The sequence below is a fragment of the Streptomyces sp. NPDC088766 genome, assembly GCF_044750845.1.
Taxonomy (GTDB): domain Bacteria; phylum Actinomycetota; class Actinomycetes; order Streptomycetales; family Streptomycetaceae; genus Streptomyces.
On sequence record NZ_JBIVKQ010000013.1, the window covers coordinates 114,630 to 125,416 of the forward strand.

Sequence of the window (10,787 nt, forward strand, 5' to 3'; positions counted from 1 at the left end):
CCCGTCCTCCGTCTCGGTAAGGGAGTCTCCTCTCGTGGCCCGTTCGCTCGACGGCCTGGTCCTGGCCCCGGTGGCCGACCAGGCCCCCGGTCAGGTCGGCACCCGCACCCGCTTCACGTACCGCGAACGCGACGGCGTGGTCTGGGCCGACTACGCGGGCGGCGACGTCGTCCGCGGGCATCTCGTGGGGACCCGGCAGGGGGACCGGCTGGACTTCCGGTACGTCCAGCTGGGGCACGACGGGACGACGTCGTCCGGGCACTGCGCGTCCACGGTCGTCGAGCTGCCCGACGGGCGGCTGCGCCTCGACGAGACCTGGGAGTGGGAGTCGCGGACCGGCAGCGGGACCAGTGCGGTGGAGCAGATCACGCAGCAGGACGGCTGACTGACAACACGTCAGCTGTCTAAGGTGGCCGGGTGAGCGAGCAGACGCGGGAAGAAGACGGACGGGCGGCGCGACGGGTGGTCGTCGTCGGCGCCGGGATGGCCGGGGTGCAGACCGCGGTCGCCCTGCGCGAACAGGGCTTCGACGGCACGGTGACCGTCGTCGGCGCCGAACCCCACCAGCCCTACGACCGGCCCCCGCTGTCCAAGGCCGTCCTGCTCGGCAAGGCCGAGCACTCCGCCTTCGACGTCGACTTCGAGAGCCTCGACGTCGAACTCCGGCTCGGCAGCGAGGCCCTCGGGGTCCGCCCCGCCGACCACGAACTCGACACCGGGTCCGGGCCCGTCCCGTACGACGTCCTCGTGCTCGCCACCGGCGCCGAACCGATCCGGCTGCCCGGCGCCGAGGGCGTCCCCGGCGTCCATCTGCTGCGCACCCTGGACGACGCCGAACGGCTGCGGCCGGTGCTCGCCGGCCGTCACGACATCGTCGTCGTCGGCGCCGGCTGGATCGGCGCCGAGTTCGCCACCGCCGCGCGCGAGGCCGGCTGCGCGGTCACCGTCGTCGAGGCCGCCGACCGGCCGCTGGCCGGCGCCCTGCCCGCCGACGTCGCCGCCGCGATGACCGCCTGGTACGCCGACAGCGGCACCGAACTGCGCACCCACACGCGCGTGCGGCGCGTCGAGCCCGGCGCGGTCCTCCTCGACGACGGGTCCCGGCTGTCCGCCGACGCCGTCGTGGTCGGCATCGGCGCCCGCCCCGCCACGGCCTGGCTGACCGGCTCGGGCATCGAGCTGGGGCCGCACGGCGAGGTCGTGGCCGACGCCGGCCTGCGCACCTCCCTGCCCGACGTGTACGCGGTCGGCGACTGCGCGTCCTTCCCCTCCGGGCGGTACGGCGAGCGCCTCCTGGTCCACCACTGGGACAACGCCCTCCAGGGCCCGCGCACGGTCGCCGCGAACATCCTCGGCACGGCCGGCGACGAGGCGCCCGCGGTCTACGACCCGGTCCCGTACTTCTGGTCGGAGCAGTTCGGCCGCTTCGTCCAGTACGCCGGGCACCACGGCGGCGCCGACACCACCCTGTGGCGCGGCGACCCCGCCGGACCGGCCTGGACGGTCTGCTGGCTGCGCGACGACCGCCTGGTCGCCCTGCTGGCGGTGGGCCGCCCGCGCGACCTCGCGCAGGGCCGCCGGCTGATCGAGTCGGGCACGCCGGTCGACCCGGAGCTGGTCGTGGACCCGGAGCGGCCGCTCAAGACGGCGACGGCCCGACCGGGGCCTTCCCGGGCGTGACCGCGGTGCTCCGTCCGGAGGAGTCCCGCGGCGTCCGGCGGCGGCCCCGTCCCCCTGAGGGGAGCCTCGGGTACCGACTGCCGGTCCGGGATGGCAGTCTTGAGGGGTGACCGAGATTGACGCAAAGATCGATGCTCTCGTCCCCGCCTGGCTCACCCTGCCCGACATCGCGGAGATGCTCGATGTCGACGTGACGCGTGTGCGGCAGCTGGTCAAGGAAGGCCAGCTCATCGCCGTACGCCGTGGTGAGAACAGGGCGCTGCACGTCCCCGCCGCCTTCATCGACGAGGACAAGGTGACCAAGGGCCTGTCCGGGACCCTGACCCTGCTGCGGGACGACGGCTTCACGGACGAAGAGATGCTGGAGTGGCTGTTCACGCCCGACCCGTCCCTGCCGGGGACCCCGGCGCAGGCACTGAGCGAGAATCGCGGCACGGAGGTGAAGCGCCGCGCCCAGGCGCTCGCCGTCTGAGCCGCGGATCCGCTCCACGGATCCGCCGCTCTCCACGGATCCGCCGCTCTCCACGGATCCGCCGCTCTCCACGGATCCGCCGCTCTCCACGGATCTGCGGCTCTCCACGGATCCGCTGATCCGCAGAACCGCCAGGTGTGCGGCCGTGGTCAGCCGCGGCCGCACACCGCCGCCCCGGGAAAGGCCCGGGGCGCCGCCACGCCCCGGGGGACCCACGCATGTCCGACACGGCCCGCTCCCAGCTCGCCGACGCCCGCCTCTACCTCTGCACGGACGCCCGTAGGCGCCAGGGCGACCTGCCGGAGTTCCTGGACGCGGTCCTCGCGGGCGGCGTGGACATCGTGCAGCTGCGCGACAAGGGCATGGAGGCGGCGGAGGAGCTGGAGCACCTCGAGGTGTTCGCCGACGCCTGCGCCCGCCACGGCAGGCTGCTCGCGGTCAACGACCGGGCGGACGTCGCCCATGCCGCCGGCTCCCAGGTCCTCCACCTCGGCCAGGGCGACCTGCCGGTCCCCGCGGCCCGCGCCCTCCTCGGCGACGGCGTGCTGATCGGCCGCTCCACGCACAGCGAGGCGGAGGCGGACGCCGCGGCCGTCCAGGAGGGCGTCGACTACTTCTGCACGGGCCCGTGCTGGCCCACCCCCACCAAGCCCGGCCGCCCGGCCCCCGGCCTCGGCCTGGTCCGTCACACGGCGGCGCTGGGCACCGGGCGTCCCTGGTTCGCGATCGGCGGAGTCGACCTCGGCAACCTCGACGAGGTGCTGGAGGCGGGGGCCCGCCGCGTCGTGGTCGTCCGGGCGATCACGGAGGCCGACGACCCCGGGGCCGCGGCGGCGAAGTTCGCCGAGCGGCTGCGCGCGGTCTGAGCCGGGCGCCCGGACGCCGGCCCGTTCACCCGTCCGGCCTCCTCGCCCGTCCCTGTCCCCTCCCTCTCCTTTCCGGCCCGGTCCCTCGCCGTCCGCCGCTCTTCCCGGCTCCGCCCGGCTCGCCCCGCCTGTCCAAGGGATGGACAACGAGACGACAATTCGGGCAAATTTCCGAGTTTCGGTTGGGGGAGGTCCCTCCCCTGGCTAACCTGCGGGTATGGCCCTCGGAACCGCATCCACCAGGACCGACCGCGCCCGCACCGTGCGCGACATCCTGGCCACCGGCAAGACGACGTACTCGTTCGAGTTCTACGCGCCGAAGACCGCCCAGGGCGAGCGGAACCTGTGGAACGCGCTCCGGCGGGTCGAGGCCGTGGCCCCCGACTTCGTCTCCGTCACCTACGGCGCCGGCGGCACCACGCGGGCGACCACGGTCAAGGAGACGCAGCAGATCGTCGTCGACACCACCCTCACCCCGGTCGCGCACCTCACGGCCGTGGACCACTCCATCGCCGAACTCCGCAACATCATCGGCCAGTACGCCGACGCCGGGATCCGCAACATGCTCGCCGTGCGCGGCGACCCGCCCGGCGACCCCATGGGCGAGTGGGTGCCGCACCCGCAGGGGCTCACCTACGCCGCCGAACTCGTCCGGTTGATCAAGGAGTCGGGCGACTTCTGCGTCGGCGTCGCCGCCTTCCCCGAGATGCACCCGCGGTCCGGCGACTGGGACACCGACATCGCACGCTTCGTCGACAAGTGCCGGGCCGGCGCCGACTACGCCATCACGCAGATGTTCTTCGAGCCCGATTCCTACCTGCGGCTGCGCGACCGGGTGTCGGCGGCCGGCTGCGCGACCCCGGTGATCCCCGAGGTCCTGCCGGTGACGAGTGTGAAGATGCTGGAGAGACTGCCCAGGCTCAGCAACGCCCACTTCCCGGCGGCGCTGAAAGAGCGGATGCTCACAGCCAAAGACGATCCGGCCGCTGTACGCTCCATTGGCATCGACTTCGCCACGGAGTTCTGCGCTCGGCTGCTCGCCGAGGGAGTGCCCGGACTGCACTTCATCACGCTCAACAACTCCACGGCGACGCTGGAAATCTACGAGAACCTGGGTCTGCACCACCCACCGCAGGCCTAGACCGGTCGCACCGCCTTACGACACACTGCGTAGCGGCCAAGGGGAGAGGGGCGTACATGGGCTGGACGGTCCTCTACATCGCGTTCGGCATCGTCGCGCTGTGGCTGCTCGGTGAGGTGCTGCTGCAGTACAAGGCACGGCTGCGCTGGCGGCTGCTGGCCTTCGGCGGCTTCCTCGGCGTGGTGGTCGGTGTCCTGATCCCGTCGATCGTCGTCATCGGTGTGGGCGCGGCCGCCTTCGCGGTCGGCCAGACGTACGTCACGCTCTCGTTCCGCCGCGGCTTCGCCGAGGGCTGGGCCGTCAGCCGCCCCGGCACCGAAGGCACCAAGCGCCGCCGCGGCAAGGGCGAGCACCAGGACCCGACCCTGGAGGTCTCCGACCTGGAGGAGACCGAGGGCGGTCCCGACCCGTACGGCCGGGACGCGGGCACGCCGTTCGGCGGCGACGACATCGCGTACGGCCAGGACAAGAGCGCCTACGGCGACGACGACCGCGACGACGTGTTCACGCCCGCGCGCGGCGCCGGCGCCACGGCGGCCGGGACCACCTCCGTCTACGAGCCCCAGCCCCTGCCCGACGACACCGGCTCCTACGGCGTGTACAGCGACACCGCCCACACGTCCGCCACCCAGCCCCAGGACCAGTACGCGACCGCCGCCCAGGGCGCCGACCAGGGGTACGGCTACGACGGCTACTCCGGATACGGCCAGCAGCAGTACAACTACGACGCCTCCGGCGAGCAGCAGTACGCGGCCTACTCCGATCCCTACATCGGCACCCAGACCTACGGCGGCGGCTCCTACGGCGGCGGGTACGACCAGCAGCAGTACCCGCAGCAGGGCTACGGCCAGGACCAGTACGGCACCGGCGGCTACGACGGAACCCCGGCCGGCGGCGTCTGGGTCCCGCAGCAGCGCAGCACCGACGACCCGCTCGCCGGCGAACTCCCGCCCGAGCAGCCGTACCCCTACCAGGGCGACGGGCAGCGGCAGGGCAACGGGTACGACGAGCAGTACCGCTTCTGACGGACACTCACGACCGCCGCCCCGAGGGACGGCACGGGCGGGGGCCGCGGCTCACTGCGAGCCGCGGAACTCCGGCCCCTCCACGACGAGTCCCGACACCAGCGCGCCCGACATGCCCGCGTGGGGGAGCCCACCGCCCGGGTGCGCCCAGCCGCCCGCGGTGAACAGTCCCGGAAGGGCGGTCGAGTTGGCCGGGTGCAGCAGCAGGCCCCCCGCCGCCGCCAGCGCCGGCGCCGGGACGGACCCGCCCGCCACGCCGGTCTCCTCCGCGATGTCCGCCGGGGTGCGCACCTCGCGCCACAGGACACGGTCCCGCAGGCCCGGAAGGGCGCGCTCGGCGACGCCGAGCACCGCCTCCACCAGGTCGGTCCCCGGCTCGGCCCCGGCCGGGACGACGACACTCAGGGTGACCGCCTCATGGGCGGAGTCCGGCACGAGAGCCGGGTCCCCGGGCCGCAGCACCGTGACCGTCGGACCGGCGGCCGGCGCGGGCGCCGTACCGAACAGGGCCTCCAGCTCGCCCTCGCGGTCCCGCGTGTGCACCACCGTCCGGTGCGCGGTCCCCTCCGGGCGCCCGCCGCGCAGTGCGAGCAGCACGGTGAACCGGCTCGGCAGGCCCCGCTGCGGCACGACCTCGCCCGGGCCGCGGGGCGGCAGCCCGGTGAAGCGGCCCGTCCCCGGCGCGACCACGAAGTCGGCCTCCACCACAGCGCTTCCCCCGGAGCCGGAAGCCGGGGAGCCGCCCCCGGCCAGCTCCACGCCCGCCGCCCGGCCGTCCTTCTCCACGATCCGGGTGACCTCGGCACCGAACTCGAACACGACCCGGCGGGCCAGGCATCTCTCGTACACCGCGCGGGCCAGCTCGCGCACGCCACCGCGCACGGACCACATGCCGAAGGCGTGCTCCATGTACGGCAGCACGGCCGCGCTCGCCGGGGTGACCCGAGGATCGAGGCCGTACGCGAGCGCGTGGCTCTCCAGGAAGGCGGCGAGCCTGGGGTCACGCAGTTCCCAGGCGCCGACCTCGGCGAGCGTGCCGGCCCGGCGGGTGCGCAGCAGGCGCTTGTGCGGCACCGCCGGATAGGGCTCGCGGTCGGCGAGCACCGTCCAGTTCGGCCACAGCGGCTCCTCCAGGAGCGGGCGGCGCGTGCGGTCCCAGGCCTCGCGGGCCCGGACCAGGAAGTCGCCCCAACGACCGCCGGCCCCCGGGCCCAGCGCCTCGTCCAGGGCGGAGACGACCCCCGCGCGCGAGGCGTTCGGCAGCACGGCCTCGGTGCCGTCGGCGAACACGTGCCGCGCCGACGGGTCGACCTGGACCAGCTCGACACAGTCCTCCAGCGGCTCCTTGCCGGTCTTGACGAAGAGATCGCGCCAGACCGCGGGCAGGGTCAGCAGACCGGGGCCCGTGTCGAAGGAGAACCCGTCCCGCTCGAAGCGGCGCACCGCACCGCCGTACGTCTCCGTACGCTCGTACACCGTCACCCGGTGGCCCGCGACGGCCAGCCGGGCGGCAGCCGCCAGCGCGCCCATCCCGGCGCCGATCACCGCAATCCGTGCCATGCCCGCGACTTTATCGGCCGCCACCGGCAGTGACGGCGCCAGCCCGGCGGGCCGCCCGCTCCGGTCACGCCGGACAGGCCCGGCAGCTCCGGCGCGCAGGCGCGGCCGCCCGCGAGCACCGGGGGAGTACGGACACGGGGGACGATCGTCCCCGGGGCGGCCGCTCGGCGCCCTGGGGACGGGCACCCAGGTCTGAGTAGCCGTACCTAGCCGCGGAGATGAGTACGCGCGCGGATGGGGCACGACCTGGGTGAACGGGAGAGTGGAGCCCACGGAAAGGGGCCCGGCGCCGCACCGCCGACACGGGGCGGCGGAACGGTGCCGGTCCTGGACCGCTCCTTCCGCCGGCCCGGTCGGCGGAAGCGAGGCACGGGGGCAGTCCGGGGCAACGACCGGACGGGGGAATGCGGGGGACACGGGTGAATGCGGGGAATGCGGGGGACACGGGGGAAGTACCGGGGGAGCGCCGGTTCGCGGTGGCACACGGGGGACGTGGCCACGGCGGACCGGCGCTTTCGTGCCCGCCCCGGCGGCCTGTGGCGGTACCACCTCCCGCGGAGCCCTCAGCGCCCGCTGACCCGGCCCTGGAGCAGCCGGGACAGGGCCGCGTGGACGTCTTCCAGGGACCGCTCCGACTGGAAGGCCTGCCAGTCCAGGGCGGCCACCAGGACCATGCCGACCAGCGCGGCCGCGGTCAGCGGCACGTCGATCTCGTCGCTGAACTCGCCGTGGTCGATGCCTTCGCGCAGCACGCCCTCGACGACGGCCACCGCCTGCTGCCGCACCACCATGAGCGTGGACTGCCACGCCCGGTTGGTGCGCCAGAGCTCGGCCACGTAGAGCTGGGTGAACGCCGGATAGCGGTCGATGAAGACCAGGCCCGCGCGGATCATCGCGTCCAGCGCGTCGACCCGGCTGCCGCCCTGGCCCGCCGTGCTCTCGGCGGCCTCCCGGAGGGATGCGGTGAGCAGCCCCACGCCGTGCCGCAGCAACTCCTCGAAGAGAACCGACTTGCTCGCGAAGTTGTAGTAGACCGTGCCCTTCGCGACGCCTGCCCGCTCGGCGATCTCGTCCACGGTGGTCGCGGAGAAGCCCTGCTCGGCGATGAGCGTGACGGCTGCCTCGTAGAGCTTCTGCCGGGTGGCCTCGCGGCGGGTGCGGCCGGCCGGCGTGGTGGTGCTGTCCATGCTCCTGATTGTCACAGGAACCCGCCCCGCCGAAGTCCCCGGTCGCGCGGTCACGGGGCCGGCCGTCACAGGGCCGGCCGTCACAGGGTCAGCTCCGGGTGCAGCCGGTCCAGCGTCCACACCTGGCGGCGGCGCGCGGACCCCGCAGTCCGAAGTCCTCGGCGGTGACGGCGACTCCGTGCACGGTTCCCCCGTGGGCAGAATGTGAACTGACTGGGCAGTGCAAAAACTGGCCCGAACTTCCGGTCGAGGCAAAAGCCCAGGTCGCAACGGATTGTCAGTGGCATGGCGCACGATGGGCGCATACGGCACCACCGGACAGGATCGTGCCGTCACACAGACGACAGGAGGTTCGTCATGGCCAGCTCCCACGCAGCAGCCGCACGTCGGCGACGCGCCACCGGCCCTGCCCCCTCACTGACCGGCCCGGCGAGCGACGTGCACCCCGTGCTGCGCCGGACCACGGCCCCGCCCGCCGCCCTCGACCTGCTCGCCCAGGCCCACGCCGGGCTGCACGAGGCCACCGTCCTCGACACCCCCAACGAGCGGTACGCCACGGCCCACCTCGCCGCGCTGCGCACCGCCGCCGCCGTCCTCGCCGCGCGGGGGCGCCCGGAGACCACCCCCCGGCGCCGGGCCCGGATCAGGAGCGCGTGGGAGGTGCTCCCCGAGATAGCGCCCGAACTGGCCGAGTGGAGCGCGCTGTTCGCCTCCGGGGCCGGGCGCCGGGCCCGCGCCGAGGCGGGCATCCAGGGCGCGGCCAGCCGTCGCGACGCCGACGACCTGATACGCGACGTGGCCATGTTCCTCCGCCTCGTCGAACGCATGCTGGTCCTCCAGCCGGTCCTGCCCCCGCCCCGCCGGGAGGGAGCCGAAGCGGACGGCCCGAGCACGGGGGCGGACATGCCGGACGCGGGATGAGCCCCGCCGCCCACGGGACCGGCAACGCCGGCGGGGTGCCCGTCCGGGACGCGCGCACGGGCCTCCCGGGGAGCCCGGCGGACCCCGCGACCCGGGCGCACCGCGGTGACCGGGCGCGGGGGCGGAGGCAATAGGGTGGACAGCGCCTGAAGCCTTCCCCTCGCCGCCGCCGCGGCCGGGAAGGCGCCCCGTTCGCTCCGCCGCGCCAGAGGCGGTGCCGCGCCGAGGAGTCAACTGCCGTGCCGGACCCCATGCGCCCGTCCGCCTCCCACCGCCACTCCCCCACGGCGTCGCTGCGCTCCGGTCCCTCCCGCCCCCGCGCCTCGCTCCGTACCGCCGTGGTCTGGGAGGTCCTCCAGGAGGCCCTCGACCGCCAGGTCAAGGCCACGGGGCGGGAGTCGCTGGACGTGCTCGACACCGGGGGCGGCAGCGGCAACTTCGCGGTGCCGGTCGCCCGCCTCGGGCACCGGGTCACCGTCGTCGACCCCAGCCCCAACGCGCTGTTCGCACTGGAGCGGCGCGCCGCCGAGGCCGGAGTCGCCGACCGCGTGCAGGGCGTCCAGGGCGACACCCACGGCCTCTTCGACGTGGTCGGGCGCGGCGGCTACGACGCCGTCCTGTGCCACGGCGTCCTGGAGTACGTCGACGACCCCGCCGAAGGCGTCCGCAACGTGGTGGCCGCGCTGCGCTCCGAGGGGGTCCTCAGCCTGCTCGCCGCCGGCCTCGGCGGCGCCGTTCTGGCCCGCGCCCTCGCCGGTCACTTCAAGGAGGCCCGCCAGGCCCTCACCGACCCGGACGGCCGCTGGGGCGAGGGCGACCCCGTACCGCACCGTTTCACCGCCGACCAGCTCACCGGACTGGTCGAGGGCGCCGGCCTCCGGGTGGGCGCCGTGCACGGGGTGCGGGTCTTCGCCGACCTCGTGCCCGGCGTGCTCGTGGACACCGAGCCCGGCGCCCTGGAGGCGCTGCTGAAGCTGGAGGAGGCGGCGGCCGAGCTGCCCGCCTTCCACTCCGTGGCGACCCAGCTCCACGTCCTCGGTGAGACCCGGGGGACCGACGAGGCCGCCGCCCACTCCTGAGACCCGCCGCTGATCAGGTACGCGGCTGCGCATGGAGTACGCCACAGGCCCCCCGTTCGGCCGAAGCGCGCCGTATGATCGAGGGAGACCGCCCGGCATGACGGGTCGGCCGCCGGGGAATGGAACCCCCAGCGGACCCGAGATGCTCATGACGGGCTCCGGTTGGCCAATTGGCGTAGAGGGGCGGGTTTCACGGGGGCGATTCCCTGCCTATCCTTAAGGGACCCCCCGGGTCGCCCCGGCGACTGCACGATGAGGAGGACTCCGTGCCGCTCTCGGAGCACGAGCAGCGCATGCTCGAGCAGATGGAGCGAGCGCTGTACGCCGAAGATCCCAAATTCGCGTCGGCGCTTGAGGGAAGCGGGCTGCGTACCTACACCCGGCGCCGGGTCTACCAGGCGGTCGCGGGCTTCCTCGTGGGTATCGCGCTCCTCATGGCCGGTATGGTCGCCAAGCAGGTCTGGCTCAGTGTGGTGGGCTTCCTCGTCATGCTGGGGTGTGCGGTCCTCGCGGTCACCGGTTGGCGCAAGGCCCCCAAGCCGGGTGAACAGCCTGCCGGCGCCCCGCAGGCACGCAGGCAGGGACGGCCGAAGCGCTCGGTGATGAGCCGGATCGAGGAACGCTGGCAGCGGCGCCGCGACGAGCAGGGCGGCCAGGGCCACTGAGGCGCCGCTGAGGCTGTGCCGGCCGTTCCCGTGCCCGGCCCGGTGAGACGCCGGAACCGTACAGAGACGTGGTGAGGGGGGGGGGGGGGCCCCCCCCGGGGCCCCCCCCCCCCCCCCCGCCCCCCCCCCCACCCCCCCCCCCCGCCCCGCCCCCCCCCCCGCCCCCCCCCCCCCGACCCCGCCGCCCCCCC

11 protein-coding genes are annotated in these 10,787 nt (G+C 74.6%); 9 read left to right on the forward strand and 2 right to left on the reverse strand.

The features are described from left to right. Positions 1-34: 34 nt before the first annotated feature. From ACIP5W_RS19735 to ACIP5W_RS19760, 6 genes are all read left to right on the forward strand, one after another. Positions 35-385, forward strand: a complete 351-nt coding sequence (locus tag ACIP5W_RS19735; RefSeq protein ID WP_401474749.1) for a hypothetical protein — start codon at positions 35-37, stop codon at positions 383-385. 32 nt (positions 386-417) lie between these two features. Further along, positions 418-1,680 carry an NAD(P)/FAD-dependent oxidoreductase gene (locus ACIP5W_RS19740; RefSeq protein WP_401474752.1) on the forward strand — a complete coding sequence of 421 codons (1,263 nt, stop codon included), beginning with the start codon at positions 418-420 and terminating at the stop codon, positions 1,678-1,680. Between the two features lie 106 nt (positions 1,681-1,786). Then, positions 1,787-2,152 (forward strand): Rv2175c family DNA-binding protein, encoded by a 366-nt coding sequence (locus ACIP5W_RS19745; protein ID WP_392246280.1) that lies wholly within the window; start codon positions 1,787-1,789, stop codon positions 2,150-2,152. Positions 2,153-2,370: 218 nt separating this feature from the next. After that, on the forward strand, positions 2,371-3,018 hold the full coding sequence (gene thiE, locus ACIP5W_RS19750) for a thiamine phosphate synthase (protein WP_401474755.1): 648 nt from the start codon (positions 2,371-2,373) through the stop codon (positions 3,016-3,018). Between the two features lie 217 nt (positions 3,019-3,235). Next, positions 3,236-4,159: a methylenetetrahydrofolate reductase [NAD(P)H] gene (gene metF / locus ACIP5W_RS19755; RefSeq protein ID WP_401474758.1), complete on the forward strand. Its 924-nt coding sequence runs from the start codon at positions 3,236-3,238 to the stop codon at positions 4,157-4,159. Positions 4,160-4,215: 56 nt separating this feature from the next. Further along, positions 4,216-5,184 (forward strand): hypothetical protein, encoded by a 969-nt coding sequence (locus tag ACIP5W_RS19760; RefSeq protein WP_401474761.1) that lies wholly within the window; start codon positions 4,216-4,218, stop codon positions 5,182-5,184. A gap of 51 nt (positions 5,185-5,235) precedes the next feature. On the opposite strand, the gene ACIP5W_RS19765 is transcribed toward ACIP5W_RS19760, so the two are convergent. Together ACIP5W_RS19765 and ACIP5W_RS19770 are read right to left on the reverse strand one after the other, a co-directional pair. Continuing rightward, positions 5,236-6,744 (reverse strand): phytoene desaturase family protein, encoded by a 1,509-nt coding sequence (locus ACIP5W_RS19765; RefSeq protein WP_401474764.1) that lies wholly within the window; start codon positions 6,742-6,744, stop codon positions 5,236-5,238. 563 nt (positions 6,745-7,307) lie between these two features. Then, positions 7,308-7,931: a TetR/AcrR family transcriptional regulator gene (locus tag ACIP5W_RS19770; RefSeq protein ID WP_401474767.1), complete on the reverse strand. Its 624-nt coding sequence runs from the start codon at positions 7,929-7,931 to the stop codon at positions 7,308-7,310. Positions 7,932-8,288: 357 nt separating this feature from the next. Between ACIP5W_RS19770 and ACIP5W_RS19775 the strand changes: the two genes are divergently transcribed. From ACIP5W_RS19775 to ACIP5W_RS19785, 3 genes are all read left to right on the forward strand, one after another. Next, positions 8,289-8,852 carry an SAV_6107 family HEPN domain-containing protein gene (locus ACIP5W_RS19775; RefSeq protein WP_401474770.1) on the forward strand — a complete coding sequence of 188 codons (564 nt, stop codon included), beginning with the start codon at positions 8,289-8,291 and terminating at the stop codon, positions 8,850-8,852. Between the two features lie 239 nt (positions 8,853-9,091). Next, on the forward strand, positions 9,092-9,931 hold the full coding sequence (locus ACIP5W_RS19780) for a methyltransferase (RefSeq protein ID WP_401474773.1): 840 nt from the start codon (positions 9,092-9,094) through the stop codon (positions 9,929-9,931). Between the two features lie 266 nt (positions 9,932-10,197). Continuing rightward, entirely contained in the window at positions 10,198-10,596 is a 399-nt protein-coding gene (locus tag ACIP5W_RS19785; protein ID WP_401474776.1) for a DUF3040 domain-containing protein, read from the forward strand. Positions 10,597-10,787: the final 191 nt, after the last annotated feature.

Coding starts and splice junctions, on each gene's coding strand:
- thiE (WP_401474755.1), top strand. CDS start 2,371: ATGTCCGACACGGCCCGCTCCCAGCTCGCCGACGCCCGCCTCTACCTC.
- metF (WP_401474758.1), top strand. CDS start 3,236: ATGGCCCTCGGAACCGCATCCACCAGGACCGACCGCGCCCGCACCGTG.
- ACIP5W_RS19760 (WP_401474761.1), top strand. CDS start 4,216: ATGGGCTGGACGGTCCTCTACATCGCGTTCGGCATCGTCGCGCTGTGG.
- ACIP5W_RS19765 (WP_401474764.1), bottom strand. CDS start 6,744: ATGGCACGGATTGCGGTGATCGGCGCCGGGATGGGCGCGCTGGCGGCT.
- ACIP5W_RS19770 (WP_401474767.1), bottom strand. CDS start 7,931: ATGGACAGCACCACCACGCCGGCCGGCCGCACCCGCCGCGAGGCCACC.
- ACIP5W_RS19775 (WP_401474770.1), top strand. CDS start 8,289: ATGGCCAGCTCCCACGCAGCAGCCGCACGTCGGCGACGCGCCACCGGC.